This window comes from Paraburkholderia sp. SIMBA_030, from assembly GCF_046535245.1.
Classification (GTDB): Bacteria; Pseudomonadota; Gammaproteobacteria; order Burkholderiales; family Burkholderiaceae; genus Paraburkholderia.
In genome coordinates this window covers 147296-167421 of record NZ_JAWRXB010000012.1, presented here as the reverse complement: position 1 = coordinate 167421, position 20126 = coordinate 147296, and the positions used below count along the sequence as shown (strand labels likewise).

Here is a 20126-nt window from a genome sequence, read left to right as displayed (position 1 = left end):
GCCCCGGCGCAACTACATCGGAAAGTGTGCTCATGAAACTGTCGTTACCGCCGCATGGGCGGCCGAACCGCGTCTACCCGCCAGGGACGCCGGGTCTGCATGGTTTGGCCTCGATCATCACCGGCGTGGTGGTGGTTTGCGCGCTCTACTTCGGGCGCGCGGTGCTAATCCCGATCACGCTGTCGGTACTGCTCAGCTTTCTGCTTGCGCCGCTGGTGCAAACGTTGCGGCGGCTGCACATGGGCCAGTTGCCGTCGATCTTCATCGCGGTGCTGTTCGCCCTGTCCGCGTTGCTGGCCGTCGGCGGCCTGATCGGCGCGCAGCTCGTGCAACTGGCGAACGATCTTCCGCAGTATCAGGAGGCCATCGAACAGAAGATCGAGACGGTGCAGGAGAAGACCGTCGGGCGCGCCGATTCGCTGATGAGCCGCGCCGCCGCCACGCTGCAGCGCGTCGCGCCGAGCAAGCCGACCCCGCCGCGCCCCACCGGACGCGCCGCCCGTAATGCGCCGGCCGTGCCGACGCCCGTCGAAGTCCACGAGCCGTCGCCGACGCCGCTGCAACTGGCTCAACGCGCGTTGTCCCCGGCCATCGCACCGATCGAGACCGGCTTCATCGTGCTGGTCGTGACGATCTTCATCCTGCTGCAGCGTGAAGATCTGCGCGACCGTTTGATCAGTCTTTTCGGCTCGCGCGATCTGCATCGCACGACGACCGCGATCAACGATGCCGCCGGACGGCTGAGCCGCTACTTCGTGGCGCAACTGGGCGTGAACCTCAGTGCGGGCAGCGCAATCGCCATCGGCCTTGCGATCATCGGCGTGCCGGGCGCACTGCTGTTCGGCGTGATCGCCGCGCTGCTGCGCTTCGTGCCCTACATCGGGATCTGGATCGCCGCGATACTCGCGGTGTTTCTCGCCGCCGCGATCCAGCCGCAATGGACCATGGCCGTCTACACGCTGATCCTGTTCATCGTCGTCGACGTGGTGGCCGGACAGATCGCCGAGCCGTTGCTGTACGGTCATCGCTCGGGCCTGTCGCCTCTCGCTGTGGTGGTGGCGGCGATTTTCTGGAGCTGGCTATGGGGGCCGATCGGGCTCGTGCTGTCGACGCCGCTCACCTTGTGCGTCGTCACGCTGGGCCGTTACGCCGACCGGCTGAACTTCCTGACCGTGCTGCTGGGCGATCAGCCAGCGCTCACGCCCGCGCAGACCTTCTATCAGCGGCTGCTCGCGGACGATCCGCATGAAGCGATCGTGCAGGCCGAGCGGCTGCTGCGCGAGATGTCGCTGATCGATTACTACGACAAAGTCGCGCTGGAAGGGCTCAAGCTCGCCCGCAACGATGCACTGCGCGGCGTGCTGATGCCTGAGCAGTTGGCGCGGATCAACCACGCGCTGGTCGATATCGTCGAGAACCTGGAACTCGCGGACGGCGTGCCGGATCGTCTGTCGCGCGCCGAGCCGGCCGACTCCGCCGCAGCCGCACTGGCTTCGGCATCGGCCGATCTTTCGGAGCGGCACGATGCTCATATGCCGGCCCGCTCGCATAAGCACCATGCAACCGGAAAGATCTCGGTGCTCTGTGTGCCCGGACGCGGCGCGTTCGACGAAGTGACCACCGCGATCGCTGTGCAATTGCTGGCGCGCCAAGGCCTCGCACCGATGATGGCCACCCACTCGGGTTATCGCAGCGCGCATGCCGACGAACCGAGCTTCAAGGACGCGCCGATCATCTGCATCGTCTCGCTCGACGCCCCGGAATGGCCACCGTATCTGCGCAATATGCTGCGGCGCACCCGCGAATGGCGGCCGAGGGCGACGGTGATCGTGGGCGTCGGTGACAACTCATCGGAAGAAGGCGGTGCCGACATGGCGACGACCGGCGCCTCGCACGCGACGCCGACGTTTCGCGCGATGATCGAAGAGTGCCACGTTGCGTCCACCGTGCAGTACACGCGCCAGCCGTCGCACGTGGCGGGCGCTGGCGCCGGGGCCGGCTAAGCCAGGGCGCTGCTCCGGCCTGTGCGCCCCGAACCCTCGCTGTAGTCAACGCCCCGGATACAACCCCAGCGTGCTCGCATGCAAACGCGCGAGGCCGAGCAACGCATCCGTATAGGGCGTCGGCACGCCGGTCAATTGCCCCAACTCGCGCACCGCGGCTACCAGCGCATCGAGTTCGACCGCTTTGCCCGCCTGAACGTCTTGCAGCATCGAGGTCTTCATCGCGCCGAGTTTAAGCGTGACCTCATGGCGATCCGCTGGCGCCTGCTCGATCGGAATGCCGAATCGCGCGCCGATCTCCCTGGCTTCCAACATGATGCTAGTGACGAAGCCGCGCACCAGTTCGTCGCTGAGAATCCGGTCGGTGGTCGCGCCGGTGATCGCGCTGATCGGATTCATTGTCATGTTGCCCCACAGTTTGTACCAGACGTCGCGCTGAATCTGCTCCGACATCGAAGCATTGAAGCCCGCCGCGGCCAGCGTCGCCGTGAGCGCCTTGACGCGCTCGCTCGGCTGCCCGCACGCCTCGCCGACGATCAGTCCATTGCCCTGATGATGCCTGATGACGCCGGGCGATTCGATCAGACAGCTGGCATGCACGACGCAGCCCACCGTCTGCGCGGCCGGAATCGCGGCGGCAATCGCGCCTTCGGGATCGATCGACTTGAGCCGCTTGCCGGCGAAGTCGCGGCCGAGCCCGTCGCAGAACCACCACGGCACGCCGTTCATCGCCGTGAGCACGATCGTCTGCGCGTTCAGCAACGGCGCAATATGCGCGGCCACCGACGCCATGGCCGGTCCTTTGACCGCCACCACGACGAGATCCTGCACGCCAAGTTCCGTCGGCTGCTCGCTCGCGTTCACCTTCACGGTATGCGTCTCGCCGCTTTCGATCAGGCGCAAGCCGTTTTGCCGCAACGCGGCAAGCGTCGCGCCGCGCGCCACCACGCTGACGTCATGGCCGGCCTGCGCGAGCTTCACGCCCATCCAGCCGCCGATTGCGCCCGCACCGTAAATACTTACGTTCATCGCTCGATCCTCGCTTCAATCTTTATAGCTGGCGTCGATGCGGTCCACCCGCCGCACCAGCGCATCGAACACATCCTGCCCCGCGCCGTGACGCGGATCGAACTGCAACGCGTCACGCGAGCAGCGGAGCGCTACCTCTTCGGGAACCGGCCGCGCGCGACCCATCGAAAACGTCGCCATCTGAATCTCGCACGCGCGGTTGAGCGTCCACAGCACCGCGAAAGTCTGCGGCAACGTGCGGCCCCATGCGAGCAGACCGTGGTTACGCAGGATCACCGCTTGCCTATTGCCGATATGTTCAAGCAGGCGCGGCCCCTCTTCCGCATGCACGGTGATGCCTTCGAAGTCGTGATACGCGATGCGGTCGTGCAATTGCGCGCTGTAGAAGTTGGTTTGCTGCAAACCGTCTTCGAGGCACGCGACCGCGACACCGGCCGTAGTATGCGTGTGCATCACACAATGCGCATCGGGCAAGCCTTCGTGAATCGCCGCGTGCACGACGAACCCCGCCGGATTCACCGGATAAGGCGAATTGTCGAGCACGCGACCTTGCGCGTCGATTTTCACGAGATTGCTCGCCGTGACTTCGCTGTAGTGCAGGCCGAACGGGTTGATCAGAAAGTGCCGTTCGCCGCCGCTGACGCTCGCCGGCACGCGCAGCGTGATGTGGTTGTAGATCATCTCGGTCCAGCCGAGCATATCGAAGATGCGGTAGCACGCCGCGAGCTGCACGCGTGCCTGCCATTCGTCGGGATGCATCGCGGCGCACGCAGGTGCGGTTGCCGGTGGTACTTCGAGGGTCGTCATCAAGGTCTCCACTGTTATCGTTTCATTCCGGCGGGCACCACGCAGGCAACAATCAGCGCGCTACGCGCCCGCCACCACCGCCGCGATCGACGCTGCCACATAGTCGGCGTTGCGCGCATTCAAACCGGCCACGCACATGCGCCCGGAACGCAGCAGATACACCGCATATTCGCTGCGTAAGCGCTCGACATGTGCTTCGCTCAGGCCGGTATAGGTGAACATGCCGCGCTGCGCGACATAGCGCGCGCGCATCACTTCATCGACGCGGTCTGCGAGACCTTTGTGAATCGTCTCGCGCATCGCGAGAATCCGCTCGCGCATGGCGCCGAGTTCCGTCTCCCACGAAGCGCGCAACGTCGCATCGGCCAGCACATTGGCAACGAGGCGCGCGCCGTGTGTCGGTGGATTGCTGTAGTTCGCGCGCACCGTCGACATCAATTGACCCAGCACGCGGCCGGCCTCTTCCGCGCTGTTGCAGACCACGCTCAACGCGCCGCAGCGCTCGCCGTACAGCGAGAAATTCTTCGAGAACGAATTGGCCGCGATCAACGGCACACCGGCATCGGCGAGCAGGCGAACACAGGCAGCGTCTTGTTCCAGACCCGCGCCGAAGCCCTGGTAAGCCATATCGACGAAGCCAATCAGATTGCGCCGCAGCAATACCGGCACGAGCTCGGCCCATTGGCCCGGGTTCAGATCGACGCCGGTCGGGTTGTGGCAGCACGCGTGCAGCAGCACGATGCTCTGTTCCGGCAAGCGCCCGATCGTGTCGAGCATGTCGGCGAAACGCAAGCCGCCGGTGAGTTCGTCGTAGTACGGATAGGTGTTGACCGTGAGGCCCGCGCCTTCGAACACCACCCGATGATTTTCCCAGCTCGGGTCGCTGATCCAGATCTGCGAGGCCGGGAAATAACGCTTCAGAAAATCGGCGCCGACCTTCAGCGCGCCCGAGCCGCCGATCGTCTGCAAGGTCGCGATCCGGCCCGCTGCGCGCGCTTCGCTGTCGGCGCCGAACACCAGCGCCTGCGCCGTGTCGCGATACTGCGGCAAGCCGGCCATCGGCAGGTAGGACCGCGGCCCGATCGAATTGAGCAGCGCGGTTTCGGCGCGGCGCACCGCGTCCATCACCGGCAGCTTGCCGGCGTCGTCGAAATAGATGCCGATGCTCAGGTTGACCTTGTTCGGACGCGGATCGAGTTGAAAGTCCTCGTTCAGGCTCAGGATCGGGTCGCCGGGGTAAGCGGGAATGTGGTCGAACATGGCAATTCCTTGAGTGTTGTCCTGGCAGAAAGACAAAGTCTAATGCGCCTTTCGATGCGGGTGTCGAGAAAGGCCAGTGTCGGTCAGGTGGGTGCCGGGCACAATCAATCGATTTTTCACGATTCGTAAGTTTTTCTTTAGAATCGCCTCATGCCCCTCACTCGCATCACTATCCGGCAGTTCGAAGCGTTTCTCGCCATCGTCGATTTGCATAGTATCGGCGCGGCGGCGGATCGGCTCGGGCTGACCTCGTCGGCGGTCAGCCAGTTGCTGGCCGAACTGGAAACGGAACTGGGCTTTCGTCTCTTCGACCGAACGACGCGGCGCGTCAATCTGTCGAGCGCGGGACAGGATTTTCTGTCATCGGCCGAATCGGTGCTGCGCCATGTACGCGCAGCCGCCCAATCCGCTGACGATATCCGTAACCGCGCCGCCGGCATCGTGCGGGTCGGTGCGCCGCTGGTGATCGCGGCGACCGCGTTGCCGGCAGCCATCGCCGAATATGCACGCGACAAGCCGAAAGTGGTGGTGCGCATTTTCGACACCGTGGTCGAGCAGCTGGTGGAACGTGTGGAAAGCGGCGATGTGGATCTGGCGATCGGCCCCGACCGCCAGAGCGGCACGCGGGTCCGATGCGATCCGGCGTTCGTGAGCCCGTGGGTGATGTGGTGCGCGCCGTCGCATCCATTGAACGCGCGGCGCCGGGTGCTGTGGCAGCATCTGCGCGATGTGCCGATCGTCGCCACCGGGCGCGACCACGAGCGCGCGGTGGCGCAAATGCTGGCCAATCTGCCGGTCGAGGCGCGCATCATTCCCGTGGACGTGGTGGACAACGTCACCACCGCGTTCGGCCTTGCCGCGCAAGGGCTTGCCGTCACGCTCGCACCGGCTTACGTCGCGCCGCTCGCCAGAACGTTCGGCTTGGTGATGAAGCGGATCGTCGATCCTGAAACGATCCGCGAAGTGTGCGTTTATCGCTCGACCGAACGCGCGCTGTCACCGCCGGCGGATGGCTTCGCCGATTTCATCGCGCCATGGCTGAAACGCTGGGATCGCGAGACGCAGGCCGAGGTGAGGCTTAGGCGAAAGTGATTTCCGGCTGATCGTTGGCTGACTTGTTGTCGAGCTTCGGCGTCGGTCTTTGGTTGTTCGCCGCCAAAGGCAATAAAACCAAAGACCCACGCCCCAGGCAACGACTACTGCGCAGCTTCAACCAGCACTGGCTTGTCCCGATACAGCGCCGGAAACAGGCGCTTCAGATTAGCGATCTTAGGCATGTCATTAATCGCGATATACGCGGAATTCGGATGCACCGTCAGGTAGTTCTGGTGATACGACTCAGCCGGATAGAACCCCTTGAACGGCTCCGTCTTCGTGACGATCGGCGCGGGAAAAACATGCGCCTTGTCGAGTTGCGCGATATAGCTTTGCGCGACGCGCCGTTGCATATCGTTGAGCGGGAACACCGCGGAGCGGTATTGCGTGCCGCTATCGGGGCCCTGACGATTCAGCTCGGTCGGGTCCTGAATCACCGAAAAATACACTTGCAGCAACTGCCCGTAGGTCACCTTGGTGGGGTCGAACGTGACCTGAACGGACTCCGCATGGCCGGTCTCGCCGCCGCTGACGGTTTCATACTGCGCGGTATCGCGCTGCCCGCCGGAATAACCCGACACGGCCTTCGTGACGCCACGCACGTGCTGGAACACACCCTGCACGCCCCAGAAGCAACCGCCGGCGAACACGGCAGTCTCTTCGTGCGCGGTGGCGGCGGAGATCGGCTCGTCGAGCGCGGGCGGTGCGATCACGACCGCGGTCTCCGACGAGAACGCCACGCGCTGCGTCCCCAGCAGCGCCGCCGCGCACAGTCCAAGCGAAAGCGTGATGGCCGCCGCACGCGAGCGGGCCGGTTTGCCAACGATGCGTTTTCCGATGCTCATGATGTTCGTCCTGATTGGATAGGCGCGGCCCGCGCAATGCCTGCTCACGCCGCCGCCGGCGTGAAGACCAGCGCCAGGCCGTTCATGCAATAGCGCAGGCCGGTAGGCTTCGGTCCATCGTCGAAGACGTGGCCCAGGTGGCCGCCACAACGCCGGCACAACACTTCATCGCGCGTCATGCCGAACGACTTGTCGGCGCGCGTGATGACGGCATGATCCAGCGGCTGCCAGAAACTCGGCCAGCCCGTGCCGCTGTCGAACTTGGTCTTCGATGAAAACAGCGGCAGTTTGCAGCCGGCGCAGGCAAACGTGCCGGCGCGGTGCTCGTCGTTCAGCGGGCTGCTGAAGGGCCGCTCCGTGCCCGCTTCGCGCAGAACCTTGTACTGCGCGTCGGTGAGCAGCTTGTGCCACTCGGCGTCGCTGTGCGTGACCTCGTAGGCGGCCGCCGCATTGGTTTGCGCCGCGAGCGCCGCGCGCCACGCCGAGGTGCCGCCGGCAAGCGAAGCCGCGCCGATTAACCTGAAGAATATCCGTCTGCTGCAAGCCATGATGATCGTCCCGCAAAGTCCATGCCAATCACCCCGTTCCAGCGCCTTTAGCGCCTCCCGCGAGTGGTCTCGATGCTTAGTCGGCCGGACGCGGCTTTTATGACAGCATGCGCGTCTTTTCCTTGACGGCGGCAATTACAGCGGAAATTTAGTGGTCGACAGGATCTCTTTGAGCACCATGAAAGAGCGGATCTGGCGTACGCCCGGCAGATACAGCAACTGCTCCGCGTGCAGGCGATTGAAGCTGTCGTTATCGCGTGTGCGGATCGTCATGAAGTAGTCGAACTCGCCGGTGACGACATGACATTCCATACAGCCCGGCACCTTCTGCGCGGCTTTCTCGAAGTCCGCGAACGACTCGGGCGTGGAGCGATCCAGCACCACGCCGATGATCACCAGCATCCCCGCCCCCGCGGCTTTCGGATCGATCAACGCGACAACGCCGCGAATCAGCCCCGCCTCCTTCAACCGCTCGACGCGCCGCAAACAAGCCGGCGCGCTCAGCTTGACCTTGGCCGCGAGCGCGACGTTCGATATCGATGCGTCGGTTTGCAGCTGGCGCAGGATCGCGCGGTCGATACGATCGAGCGCCTGAAGCGAATCGGTTTCGGCCTTTGATGTCTTACGAATTTTTGTTGCGTTCATGAGTTTATATGCGACGTTTTATTACGTGGTTTCAGATTTTCAAGTCCTGAAAATAGGTCTGGTGAATTTTTTTTGCAAGCTCATTCCGAGTCATTTTCCCTACCATTTGTTTAGCGCGGAGGCTTGCCATCCGCGTCAAACCTGCAACCGGAGCTGCCATGAACCTGCAACGATTCCCTCGCTACCCGCTGACTTTTGGGCCGACGCCGATCCAGCCGCTGAAGCGTTTGAGCGATCACCTTGGCGGCAAGGTGCATCTGTATGCGAAACGCGAGGACTGCAACAGCGGCTTTGCGTTCGGCGGCAACAAGACACGCAAGCTTGAATATCTGATTCCCGAGGCGTTGGCGCAGGGTTGCGACACGCTGGTATCGATTGGCGGGATCCAGTCGAACCAGACCCGCCAGGTGGCGGCGGTCGCGGCACATCTGGGCATGAAGTGTGTTCTGGTGCAGGAGAACTGGGTCAACTATTCGGACGCTGTATACGACCGTGTCGGCAACATTCAGATGTCGCGTATTCTTGGCGCCGACGTGCGGCTGGTCGCCGACGGCTTCGACATCGGCTTTCGCAAGAGCTGGGAAGACGCATTGGAGAGCGTGCGCGCTGCCGGCGGCAAACCGTACCCGATTCCGGCAGGCTGCTCCGACCATCCTCTCGGCGGTCTCGGTTTCGTCGGTTTTGCGGAAGAAGTACGCCAGCAGGAAGCCGAGCTTGGTTTCAGGTTCGACTACATCGTCGTGTGCTCAGTGACGGGGAGCACACAGGCCGGCATGGTGGTCGGTTTCGCTGCGGACGGCCGGGCCGAACGCGTGATCGGCATCGACGCCTCCGCGAAACCGGCGCAGACGCGCGAACAAATCACCCGCATCGCAAAGCAGACGGCGGAAAAAGTCGACCTCGGACGCGACATCACGGAGAAGGACGTGGTATTGGACGAACGCTACGGCGGCCCGGAGTACGGTTTGCCGAACGAAGGCACGCTAGAGGCGATCCGTTTGTGCGCGCGCCTCGAGGGGGTGCTGACCGATCCGGTGTACGAGGGGAAATCGATGCACGGCATGATCGACAAGGTACGCAAGGGCGAATTTCCGGACGGTTCACGCGTGCTGTACGCGCACCTGGGCGGCGTACCGGCACTGAACGGCTACAGCTTCATTTTCCGGAACGGATAAACAAGGTGCCGCCGCAAGCGGCGGCGCAAAGCGAACGGTGGCCGCGCTATCCGTTTGGGGTCCGGCAAACCCGCAAAGGACCATGATCGGCCACCGCCGCGAAGAAGCGGGACGTTGCGATCGACGGCAACGCTCCGCGGAAAAACCTCAAGAAACCAAAACCTTCCCCAACTGCTCCCGCAGAAAAGCAACGAAAACCCGAATCGTGACGGAGCTCTGCCGATGTTGCGGATAGACGGCATAGACCGTCGCCGCGCGTGGCAAAAACTCATCCAGCACGGTTACCAACTGCCCCTTCCTGACAGCGTCGGCGACAATAAAATCAGGAAGCCGGACAATCCCCAACCCGGCCACGGCCGCGTCGCGAATCAAATCCCCATTATTCGCTCGCAACGGCCCCTGCACGTCAAAGCTCTTAACCGCGCCGTCGACAACGAACTCCCAGCTCACCACCCCACCGTGCCCATACAGCAAGCAGGGATGCCGCTCCAGATCAGCAGGTGCCCTGGGCGCCCCACGCCGGCGAACATACGCGGGACTGCAACACGCCACCATCCGCACGTCGGCGAGCCGCTGCGCGATCAGCGTCGAGTCCGGCAACGTGCCGATCCGGATCGCCATATCGAAACCCTCACCCACCACATCGACAGTGCGATCGCTCAACTCCATATCGAACCGCACATCCCCGTGCTTGCGCAGAAACATCGCCACGAGCGGTGACAGATGCATCATCCCGAACGACATCGGCGCGCTGACCCGCAACAAACCGCGCGGCCCGGCGCGCCGCAGCGACATAGCCTGCTCCGCATCCGCCACCTCGCCGAGAATGCGCCGCGCGCGCTCATAAAACTCCTGGCCCAGTTCGGTAACGGCGAGCTTGCGCGTATTGCGGATCAGCAACTGCACGCCGAGCGCCTCCTCCAGCGCCATCACGCGCCGGCTGACGAACTGCTTCGACAATGACAGCCGCTTGGCAGCAGCGGTGAAGTTATGAGCGTCGACCGTCGCGACGAAGATCCGCATGTCGTCGAGTTGCATTGAATTGTCCACCTCAAAGTGACAGTGTTTCCGATTTACAGGCGATTATATACGTCCCGATTGACCTAAACTCTCGTTCATGGATCGCGGACAAACATCTGGCCGGATCGCACAAACCAAGGAGAAATACGATGCTCGAAATCAGACACGCCAATCAACGCGGCCGCGCGGAGCACGGCTGGCTCAGCTCGCGTCATACGTTTTCCTTCGCGAGCTATCACGACCCGAAGCAGAATGGCTTCTCCGACCTGCTCGTGATCAACGACGACCGCGTCGCGCCGGCGCAAGGTTTCGGCAAGCACCCGCATCGCGACATGGAGATTTTTTCGTACGTGCTGGAGGGCGCACTGGAACACAAGGACACGATGGGCACCGGTTCGGTCATCGTGCCTGGCGACATCCAGTTGATGAGCGCAGGCACCGGCGTCGCGCATAGCGAATACAACCATTCGAAAAGCGAGCCCGTGCATTTCATGCAGATCTGGATCGCGCCTGCACAACAAGGCACGACTCCGCGTTATCAACAACGCCACTTCGGCGTGGATCAGAAGCGCGGTGTGCTGCGTCTGGTGCTGTCGCCCGACGGTGCGAACGAATCGCTGGTGCTGCAACAGGATGCGCGCGTCTATGCCGGTCTTTTCGACGGTGACGAAACTGCCCGCCTCGAACTCGCCAGCAATCGCTACGCTTACGTGCAAGTTGCACGCGGCAGCGTGACGGTGAACGGCGTCGAACTCGGCGAAGGCGACGGTGCGCGGGTCCGCGGCGAAGAAACGCTGACCTTCACGCAAGGTCACGACGCTGAAGTGCTGGTGTTCGATCTGCGTAACATCGAGACGTCGGAGTTTTGGTCTTAACAGGCTTGACCGCGGCTCGCTGCGAAGTTTAGGCGAGCCGCACCTTTTCTATCCTATCGAGAAAAAATCATGCGCTACACACTATTTGAAAACCGTAAAGACGAGCTGGTTCTCGCCGCCCGCATCCTGTTGATGGTACTGTTCGTGACGTTCGGCTGGTCGAAGCTGACGGGCTTTTCAGGCGCCGTCGCCTATATGACGTCGACCGGCGCGCCGGCGCCCGAGTTGTCGGCGGTCATCGCGGTGGTGATGGAGTTCGTCGTGGGCATCGCGCTGCTGGTGGGCTTCTATACACGGCCGCTCGCGTTGCTGCTCGCGCTCTATACGTTGGGCACAGCGCTCATCGGCCACCACTACTGGAACATGACTGGCATGGTTCAATACGACAACATGATTCACTTCTACAAGAACATCAGTGTCATCGGCGGATTGCTGCTGCTGTGCGTGACCGGAGCAGGAAAGTATTCGATCGACCGGCGCTGAGTTTGCCCGTTAGCGCTTGATAAAAAACGCCGCCCGGCATAACCCTACCCGTACCACAAAGGTGTTGGTAATCCGAGGCTGATGTCCCGCAATCCCCCCGTGAACATGCTTTCGGGGGATTCTCACTGCCGCTCTACGTGCCTAGGGCCAGCAAGGACGGGAAGACGCCCGCCGAGCGGCTTGGTTTGGCCAAGGGCAGAGTCCGCATCCAGGACCTCGTCTAGCTTCAACCCGATGTCCGTCAAAGCATCAGGCTATTGCGATGACGCGACATCGAACTATTGCGTTGGCAGAGCAGCAAAGTATTGCTATAGTGTGACATCAAACTATTGCGATACTTTGGACGGCCAGCTATGGCAACGCCCAACGAGAAATTGGCAGCATCGTTGTCGATGCTGAAAGGACTTCGGGACCAAGGGATAACGGTCTTCCAGGCGAGTGCTCATCCTGAGCTTACACGAGTGCACCGGGAGCGACTCGTCAAGGCGAATTTCCTCAAGGCCATTATCCCAGGCTGGTACCTGCCAAACAATCCGACGGATGGCGACGGAGACTCGACGCACTGGTATGCGAACATGGAAGCGTTCGTCGCGGCGTACGCGACGGCTCGTTTCGGCCGCGACTGGGAGGTGAATCCAGACCTCTCGCTGCTTCGGCACAGCGGCTACACAAGCGTCGGCAAACAGATTGTCATTCACGCCCTGAAAGCCAATAACCAGCTGTTGCAGCTGCCTCATGGCTGTTCGGTATTCCTCTACCAGGTAAAGCGGGGAACACTGGCAATGCGGCGTACCACGAGCCCCACCGGGTTAGTGTTGATTTCAGTGGCCGAAGCTCTCGTCAGGGTTGGCCCGGTATTTTTCGAAAGACAACCGCTCGCGGCTCAAATAGTGCTGCGGCAGGTTGACCTGACCGACCTCATCGCCGCGCTGCTAGCCGGTGGTCACAGCGTCATCAGCGGGCGGATGTCCGGGGCGTTGCGAGCGGTTGGACGCGCCGGTGATGCGGACCAGTTGATTGCGACGCTCAAGGCGGCCGGCTACGTTGTCACCGAGGTAAATCCTTTCGAGAAACCGTTGGCGCATATTGCAGGGCGCCTCGACGAGTCGCCATACGTGCAGCGTATCAAGGCGATGTGGGCGAGCATGCGAGAGCTTGTGGTCGACCGCTTCGCGAACATACCGCGCGGGGCTCCCACCGACGTGGACGCGCTTATTCGTGATATCAGCGCCCGGTACGTTGCCGACGCTTATCACTCGCTTTCCATCGAAGGCTATCGCGTGAGTGCAGCACTCATCGAGAAAATACGAGCCGGCGATTGGAGCCCGCTCACCAATCCTGAGGACAGGCAGACGCAGGAGGCAATGGCAGCGAAGGGTTACGAGGAGACGCACAAGCGGGTGCGCGCGCTAATCGCTCGAGTTGTCGAAAACTCCGAAAATGCGGTGGATGCCCTGCGAAAAGACTTCTTTCAATGGTATGTAACGTTGTTTTCCCCGAGTGTTGCCGCAGGTATCCTCAAGCCTGAGGACCTCGCAGGCTACAGGAATAGTCAGGTTTTCATCCGCCATGCCCTGCATGTGCCTTTGTCTCCCGAAGCGGTGCGACAGTGCATGCCAACGCTTTTCGAGCTATTGGCCGCCGAGGAGCACCCGGGCGTGCGCGCGGTGTTGGGTCACTTCATATTCGTATTCATACACCCCTACATGGATGGCAATGGTCGTCTCAGTCGCTTTCTCATGAATGCCCTGCTCACGACCGGCGGATACCTGTGGACCATCGTGACCGTACAGTCGCGAAAGCAATACCTCGAGGCCCTCGAGCAGGCCAGCACGTACGGAAATATTGTGCCGTTTGCGGACCTCATTTGCGGACTCGTGGAAGCTCAGGCAGCACAGCCCCTCGAACGAATCACCCAGCGACCCGAATCGGGAGACTGGACCGCGCCGCCAACCGCAAAGGGGGCTCCGTAAAGGGCCAGGCGACACAATAGCACTCGCAGTGAGCGGGGCGACCGAAGACCGCCGGGCTATATTTGGCCCGCGCCGCTCTGCGCCGTCCTCACTCCTCCCGGAGTATGGTGAATCGGGCACGAAGGTCACACATACATCACTTCCTGGCATCACGCAGAAGCAGCATGTAACGAGGACATCATCGCGAGCCACGCTTTTGCGTGCTTACGAGGACGACTCCCAACACCTTTGTGGTACGGGTAGGGCATAACCGGGCGGCGTTTTTCATGACAGGTCGGTCAGCGCTAGCCGGCAAACTGTGCCAACACGCGTTCGCGGATCGCCGGCCGGATATTCGACTGCGCCATATTGCCTCGATAGTGCGCGACCACGCGCGGGTTCATCAAGCGGAACCAGAGCGGCGGTACATACGCGAACATAATCATCGTCGCGTAACCGGACGGCAATTGCGGCGCACCGTCGAAATGGCGCAGCGCCTGATACGAGCGCGTCGGATTCGCATGGTGATCGGCGTGACGCTGCAACTGATAAAGGAACAGATTCGTCACGATACGATTGCTGTTCCACGAGTGCTGCGGCTGACAGCGCTCATAACGGCCACTCGCAAGCTGCTTGCGGCCGAGCCCATAGTGCTCGATATAATTGACCACTTCGAGCAACGACGCGCCATACGCCGCCTGAATCAGCAGGAACGGGATCACCGTATTGCCGAACACTGCGATGATCGCACCCCACAGCACGACGGTCATGGCCCATGAATGCAGTACTTCATTGCGCCACGTCCACGGCAATTTACCGAGGCGTTCGAGCCGGTGCTTTTCGAGGCGCCATGCCGATGCGATGCTGCCGGATACCGTGCGCGGCAGAAAGGCCCAGAACGACTCGCCATAACGTGCGCTGGCCGGATCGGGCGGCGTCGCCACGCGTACATGATGACCGCGATTGTGTTCGACGAAGAAGTGCCCGTAAGCGACCGGCGCGAGCGTGATCTTCGCGAGCCATCGTTCGAACCGGTCGGTCTTGTGACCGAGTTCATGCGCGGTGTTGATCGACACGCCGGTCGCCGCGCCCAGCGAAAGCGCGAAACCAAGATAGTCGTACCACGCCAGCGCATGCGTGCCGACGATCCACACCGCCCCGAAGAAGGACACGTATTCGATGAAAGTGGCGAGATAGACGATGCGGCGGTAATAGCGCTCTTTTTCGAGCGTGGCGATGACGTCTTCGGGCGGATTGCCCGGATCGTCGCCGATCAGATAGTCGAGTACCGGGATGATGCCGAACACGAAAATCGGCCCGAACCACCAGAAGATATGCCAGCCGGTCTGCAACGCCAGATTGGCGGCGTGCAACGGCAAGGTGATGGTCAGCGCGCCGAGCAGCCAAAGATAGCGCTTGCCGTCGACCCACCGCGCGGGGGCCGCTTGCGAGGTTGCCATTGTCTCCCCTCCTTGTTTTATGTCGCCCGGCGTCCGTGAATGTCGGCTTGCCGGCCAGCATGCGGGTCGGCGGGACTTTGTCCGACTCACCGATTTATATGGCCTGACGGCCGGATTAGCCAAGGAATTGCCCCAGGTGCGAGGCTCCAAACGAATGGGCCGTCGACGGGGCGTGCGGGGTGTGCTTCGAGCGGGTGAATGAAACGGGTGTTTGGAGGTTTGTTGCGGTGCACTTCCGGAACGTCGGCGTCGCGGCCGGTATTCATCCCGCAAAAAAGCCCGCACAAACGCGGGCTCGGTCGCAGCAAAAACAAAAAACGGCGGCTCACCAAGGCCGCCGCCCACTACCGAAACAATGCGATCAAACCGCCAGTTCCGCTTCAGCCTCGCTGACCACCTCGTCATCGTCGCTGCTGCGGATCAGATGATCGAATGCGCTGAGCGATGCCTTCGCGCCCTCGCCTACGGCAATCACGATCTGCTTGAACGGCACCGTCGTCACGTCGCCCGCGGCGAACACGCCCGGCACCGAAGTCGCGCCACGTGCATCGACGACGATCTCGCCGTGCTTCGACAACTCCACCGTGCCCTTGAGCCATTCGGTGTTCGGCACGAGACCGATCTGCACGAATACGCCCTCGAGTTCGACGTGCTTCGTTTCGCCCGAACGCAGATCCTTGTAAACCAGACCGTTGACCTTCTTGCCGTCGCCGGTGATTTCAGTGGTCTGTGCCTGCGTCACGATCGTCACGTTGGTGAGGCTGCGCAGCTTGCGTTGCAGCACTTCGTCGGCACGCAGTTGTGCGCCGAATTCGAACAGCGTCACCTCACGCACGATACCCGCGAGATCGATCGCCGCTTCGACGCCCGAGTTGCCGCCGCCGATCACAGCAACGCGCTTGCCCTTGAACAGCGGACCATCGCAGTGCGGGCAGTACGCCACGCCATGATTGCGATACTCGCGCTCGCCCGGCACGTTGATTTCGCGCCAGCGCGCACCGGTCGCCAGAATGACGGTCCTGGCCTTCAGCACCGCGCCGTTTGCCAGACGCACTTCGTTGATGCGGCCCGGGATCAGCGCTTCAGCGCGCTGCACGTCCATGATGTCGACTTCGTAGCTCTTCACGTGCTGTTCGAGCGCCGTGGCGAACTTCGGTCCTTCCGTTTCCGTCACGGAGACGAAGTTTTCGATCGCCAGCGTATCCAGCACCTGCCCGCCGAAGCGTTCCGCCACGACGCCCGTCGCAATACCCTTACGTGCCGAGTAGATCGCCGCCGCCGCGCCCGCGGGGCCGCCGCCGACGATCAGCGTATCGAACACCGGCTTCTTTTCCAGTTCCTTCGCTGCACGCGCACCGGCATTGGTATCGAGCTTCGCGAGGATTTCCTTCACACCGCTGCGACCCTGGCCGAACACTTCGCCGTTCATGAACATGGTCGGTACCGCCATGATCTGGCGCGCTTCGACTTCGTTCTGGAACAGCGCGCCGTCGATCGCCACGTGGCGGATGCGCGGGTTGATCAGCGCCATCACATTAAGCGCCTGCACGACTTCCGGGCAGTTCTGGCACGACAGCGAAAAATACGTTTCGAATTGATAGTCGCCGTCGAGGCTGCGGATCTGTTCGATCACCGCATCGTCGAGTTTGACCGGATGGCCGCCGACCTGCAAAAGCGCGAGGACGAGCGACGTGAATTCATGCCCCATGGGAATGCCGGCGAAACGGATGCCCGCATCCTTGCCCGGCTCGCCGATCGAAAACGACGGCTTGCGTTGGTCGTCGTCGCGACGTTCGATCACGGAAACGCGCTCCGACAGCGTCGCGATATCGTTCAGCAATGCCAGCAGCTCCTGCGATTTCGCGCTGTCGTCGAGCGACGCGACGATCTCGATAGGCCTGCTAACCTTTTCCAGGTACGTTTTCAACTGAGTCTTGAGATTGGCGTCAAGCATGGCTTTCGATTCCGTGACGAGGGGTGTTGGGTCCCGGGCGCCGCACGCATCCGGATAGGAAGCGCACAGCCCGGGAACGTGCGGACCGCGCTATGACGCGGTCCGCACGGAGATGCGCCGCAACGCGGCGCTTACTGCGGTGGGGCCTGGACCTTAGATCTTGCCGATCAGGTCGAGCGACGGGGTCAGCGTTTCAGCGCCCGGCGTCCACTTGGCGGGGCAAACTTCACCCGGGTGAGCCGCGATGTATTGCGCAGCTTGCACCTTGCGCAGCAGCTCGCCAGCGTCACGGCCGATACCGTTGTCGTGGACTTCGCACAGCTTGATCTCGCCTTCCGGGTTGACCACGAACGTGCCGCGCAGTGCCAGACCTTCTTCTTCGATCAGCACGTCGAAGTTGCGCGAGATGGCCAGGGTCGGGTCGGCGAGCATCGGGTACTTGATCTTCTGGATCGTGTCCGACGTGTCGTGCCATGCCTTGTGCGTGAAGTGCGTATCGGTCGACACGCTGTAGATTTCGACGCCGAGCTTCTGGAATTCGGCGTAACGATCGGCCAGGTCACCCAGTTCGGTCGGGCAGACAAACGTGAAGTCAGCCGGGTAGAAAACGAAAACCGACCACTTGCCCTTCAGGCTTTCTTCAGTGACGGTCACGAAATCGCCGTTGTGATAAGCCTGTGCCTTGAACGGTTTGACTTGACTGTTGATGATCGGCATTTGCTGAGTCCTCTTTGCTGAGTGGTTGGAAAGTGGAGTCAGTATGTCAGACGTCGCCTGATAGGTAAAGCGGATTGTTTTAATGATAGCAATAGTCTGACACTATTTACCGATCTACCGGCGGCTATCGCGCCGGATCAGTCCTTCATCAGCCGCCACAGGGTTGTGCGGCCGATCCTGAGCGCCCGGCTTGCCGCGGCGCGGTTGCCGCCGGACTGCGCGAGAGCGCGCATGACGTCATCGCGGGTCGGAGTGACGCGGGCTTGCGCGCCACTGGCCGCATTGGCCGCAGCATCGAACGGCGGCAAAGCCGCTGCCTGATTCATCCGCCCGAACTCCGGAAACACCGCTTGCAGATCCTGCCAGGCTTCGCCGGCCGGATCGCTCAGATAAATCGCGGCGCGCGCCAGCAGGTTCTCCAGCTCCCGAACGTTGCCGGGCCACGCATAGTGCTCGAACAAGGGCGTGAGGAACGCCAGCACCCGCTCGAGCGCCGCGCTCGACAGTCCATATTGGTGTGCGCTGCGGTTTAACAAGTGCCGCGCCAGTTGGGCGGCATCGCCGCGCCGTTCGCGCAGCGGCGGCAATTCTATCTGAAGCAGGTTCAGACGAAAATACAAATCCGCCCGAAACATGCCCTGCTCGACCAGCGCATGCAGATCGCGGTGGGTAGCGGCGATCACCCGCACGTCGATCGGTGTCGCGCGTCCCGAGCCGAGCTTCATCACTTCGCGCTCCTGCAACACACGCAGCAGGCGGCTTTGCAGCGCCGCCGGCATCTCGCCGATCTCGTCGAGGAAAATCGTCCCGGTATGGGCGATCTCGAAGAGGCCCGGCTTGCCGCCGCGTCGCGCGCCGGTAAAGGCGCCCTCTTCGTGACCGAACAGTTCGCTCTCGATCAGTCCCTCGGGCAACGCCGCGCAATTGAACGCGACAAAAGGATTGCCGCGCCGCCGGCTGGCGTTGTGGATGCCCTGCGCGACCAGTTCCTTGCCGGTGCCGCTTTCGCCGCTCAACAGCACCGTGGCATCGTGCGCGGCACCCGCGCGCGCGAGCCGCCGCACCCGTTCGAGCGCCGCCGAGCCGCCGATCAGGTCATCCAGATTGTGCCGCGCGACCAGATGCTTCGGCCGCTGGCTGGTGCGTAGCGACCGGTCGATTCGCTGCGCGACCAGCGCGTCCTGCACCGTCACCACCGACCCGGAGCGCGCGCCGTGCTCGACGATCGGCACGCAGTTGACGATCAACGCACGGCCGCCGATCTGCTCGATTCGCTCTTCGATCGGCGTGTCGTGTTCGAGCGTCTCGCGCAACAGCGGTCCGACGGCGCGCGCCAGTTGCGCGGGCACGTCCTGTTCGCGCTCGAGGCCGAGCAGATCGAGCATCGCCGGATTGACGGCTTCGAGCTGACCGGCATCGTCGAAAGCGGCAACGCCATCGCGCAGGTGCGCCACGATCGTGTTCAGACGTACGCGCTTCGATTCCTTCTGGCGGCTCACGCGTGCCAGTTCGACCGAGCGCTCGAACGCTTCTTCGACTGCCCCGAGAGAGTACAGAAAGACGCTCTCCAGACCGGCTTGCTGGGCAAAATCGCATGCCATGCCCGGGCCGATGATGACGCCGCAACCTTCGGCGGCCAGGTTGTCGACGGCGAGCCGCACTTCGTCGATCGAACGGTATGCGCGCTGCTTCAGACCGACGTTCAGCCACGCGCCGAGGTCGGCGAGTTCGTGCGAGATCGTTTCGTGCAGCACGAGGCCGATCTGCGCGCTGAGCCACGTGGTGGTGGCGCGGGTGATCGCGCTCAACACGTCGAAGCCGTTCACCTTGACCATCACGACCGGCACGTTCAGGTTGTCGCGCAAGTAGGCGCCGTTCGATCCGGCCGCCAGCACGACGTCCACCGCGCCTGCATCGACATAGGCCTGCAACGCGGTGACGGCGGCCCCGTAGCCTTCGCGGACCGGGAAAAACCTGGCGCGCCCGGCGTAGCGCGGCGCGACGGTTTCGCAAAGCGTTTGCAGACGGCTGATACTGACCAGGGCAACGCCTGGATGGCTGGTGTTCTGGTTGGCAAGGGACGTGAAAGTGGACACCGCTGCACTCCGCTCATAGCTGAAACGTTCCACGAAACGTTTCATGGAACAGGTGCGCCATTCTGCCATGAACCACCGTGCCGCGCCTTAGCGCCTAACCTACTGATTGTTCAGCGCAAATCCGCGCACCGGCAATTGGCATGCTTCCTGCACACTATGCTG

General features: G+C 62.4%; 17 protein-coding genes. 6 read left to right on the top strand and 11 right to left on the bottom strand.

The window, feature by feature from the left end:
• Window positions 1–32: 32 nt before the first annotated feature.
• Window positions 33–2003: an AI-2E family transporter gene (locus SB772_RS21735; protein WP_410835262.1), complete on the top strand. Its 1971-nt coding sequence runs from the start codon at window positions 33–35 to the stop codon at window positions 2001–2003.
• Between the two features lie 45 nt (window positions 2004–2048).
• Here the strand turns inward: SB772_RS21735 and SB772_RS21730 are convergent, their stop codons facing one another.
• The 3 genes from SB772_RS21730 to SB772_RS21720 are packed head-to-tail and all read right to left on the bottom strand — an operon-like array spanning window position 2049 to window position 5099.
• The gene (locus SB772_RS21730) at window positions 2049–3032 is read right to left on the bottom strand and encodes a 2-dehydropantoate 2-reductase (protein WP_410835261.1); all 984 of its coding nucleotides are present in this window, start codon (window positions 3030–3032) and stop codon (window positions 2049–2051) included.
• 15 nt (window positions 3033–3047) lie between these two features.
• The gene (locus SB772_RS21725; protein WP_410835260.1) at window positions 3048–3839 is read right to left on the bottom strand and encodes a class II aldolase/adducin family protein; all 792 of its coding nucleotides are present in this window, start codon (window positions 3837–3839) and stop codon (window positions 3048–3050) included.
• A gap of 60 nt (window positions 3840–3899) precedes the next feature.
• Entirely contained in the window at window positions 3900–5099 is a 1200-nt protein-coding gene (locus SB772_RS21720; RefSeq protein WP_410835259.1) for an amino acid aminotransferase, read from the bottom strand.
• Between the two features lie 150 nt (window positions 5100–5249).
• Here SB772_RS21720 and SB772_RS21715 point away from each other — a divergent pair, with 150 nt between their 5' ends.
• Complete coding sequence (locus SB772_RS21715) at window positions 5250–6191, top strand: LysR family transcriptional regulator (protein WP_410835258.1); 942 nt, start codon at window positions 5250–5252, stop codon at window positions 6189–6191.
• A gap of 104 nt (window positions 6192–6295) precedes the next feature.
• Here the strand turns inward: SB772_RS21715 and msrA are convergent, their stop codons facing one another.
• The 3 genes from msrA to SB772_RS21700 form a co-directional block, all read right to left on the bottom strand.
• Entirely contained in the window at window positions 6296–7039 is a 744-nt protein-coding gene (gene msrA, locus SB772_RS21710; RefSeq protein WP_410835257.1) for a peptide-methionine (S)-S-oxide reductase MsrA, read from the bottom strand.
• A 44-nt stretch (window positions 7040–7083) separates the two neighbouring features.
• Complete coding sequence (gene msrB / locus SB772_RS21705) at window positions 7084–7587, bottom strand: peptide-methionine (R)-S-oxide reductase MsrB (RefSeq protein WP_410835256.1); 504 nt, start codon at window positions 7585–7587, stop codon at window positions 7084–7086.
• Between the two features lie 135 nt (window positions 7588–7722).
• A complete protein-coding gene (locus tag SB772_RS21700) occupies window positions 7723–8232 on the bottom strand; it encodes an Lrp/AsnC family transcriptional regulator (protein WP_410835255.1) in 510 nt (169 codons plus the stop codon).
• A 158-nt stretch (window positions 8233–8390) separates the two neighbouring features.
• Here SB772_RS21700 and SB772_RS21695 point away from each other — a divergent pair, with 158 nt between their 5' ends.
• Window positions 8391–9407, top strand: coding sequence for a 1-aminocyclopropane-1-carboxylate deaminase (locus SB772_RS21695; protein ID WP_410835254.1), 1017 nt, complete (start codon window positions 8391–8393; stop codon window positions 9405–9407).
• 147 nt (window positions 9408–9554) lie between these two features.
• On the opposite strand, the gene SB772_RS21690 is transcribed toward SB772_RS21695, so the two are convergent.
• Window positions 9555–10445, bottom strand: a complete 891-nt coding sequence (locus SB772_RS21690; protein ID WP_410835253.1) for a LysR family transcriptional regulator — start codon at window positions 10443–10445, stop codon at window positions 9555–9557.
• A 131-nt stretch (window positions 10446–10576) separates the two neighbouring features.
• Between SB772_RS21690 and SB772_RS21685 the strand changes: the two genes are divergently transcribed.
• The 3 genes from SB772_RS21685 (at window position 10577) to SB772_RS21675 (ending at window position 13758) form a co-directional block, all read left to right on the top strand.
• A complete protein-coding gene (locus SB772_RS21685; protein ID WP_410835252.1) occupies window positions 10577–11302 on the top strand; it encodes a pirin family protein in 726 nt (241 codons plus the stop codon).
• A gap of 69 nt (window positions 11303–11371) precedes the next feature.
• The gene (locus SB772_RS21680; RefSeq protein ID WP_410835251.1) at window positions 11372–11785 is read left to right on the top strand and encodes a DoxX family protein; all 414 of its coding nucleotides are present in this window, start codon (window positions 11372–11374) and stop codon (window positions 11783–11785) included.
• A gap of 353 nt (window positions 11786–12138) precedes the next feature.
• A complete protein-coding gene (locus SB772_RS21675) occupies window positions 12139–13758 on the top strand; it encodes a Fic family protein (RefSeq protein ID WP_410835250.1) in 1620 nt (539 codons plus the stop codon).
• Between the two features lie 284 nt (window positions 13759–14042).
• On the opposite strand, the gene SB772_RS21670 is transcribed toward SB772_RS21675, so the two are convergent.
• The 4 genes from SB772_RS21670 to prpR form a co-directional block, all read right to left on the bottom strand.
• Window positions 14043–15197 carry an alkane 1-monooxygenase gene (locus SB772_RS21670; RefSeq protein WP_410835249.1) on the bottom strand — a complete coding sequence of 385 codons (1155 nt, stop codon included), beginning with the start codon at window positions 15195–15197 and terminating at the stop codon, window positions 14043–14045.
• 361 nt (window positions 15198–15558) lie between these two features.
• Complete coding sequence (gene ahpF / locus SB772_RS21665; protein WP_410835248.1) at window positions 15559–17151, bottom strand: alkyl hydroperoxide reductase subunit F; 1593 nt, start codon at window positions 17149–17151, stop codon at window positions 15559–15561.
• A 153-nt stretch (window positions 17152–17304) separates the two neighbouring features.
• On the bottom strand, window positions 17305–17868 hold the full coding sequence (gene ahpC, locus SB772_RS21660; RefSeq protein WP_410835247.1) for an alkyl hydroperoxide reductase subunit C: 564 nt from the start codon (window positions 17866–17868) through the stop codon (window positions 17305–17307).
• A gap of 137 nt (window positions 17869–18005) precedes the next feature.
• Window positions 18006–20009 (bottom strand): propionate catabolism operon regulatory protein PrpR, encoded by a 2004-nt coding sequence (gene prpR, locus SB772_RS21655; protein ID WP_410835246.1) that lies wholly within the window; start codon window positions 20007–20009, stop codon window positions 18006–18008.
• Between the last annotated feature and the right edge of the window lie 117 nt (window positions 20010–20126).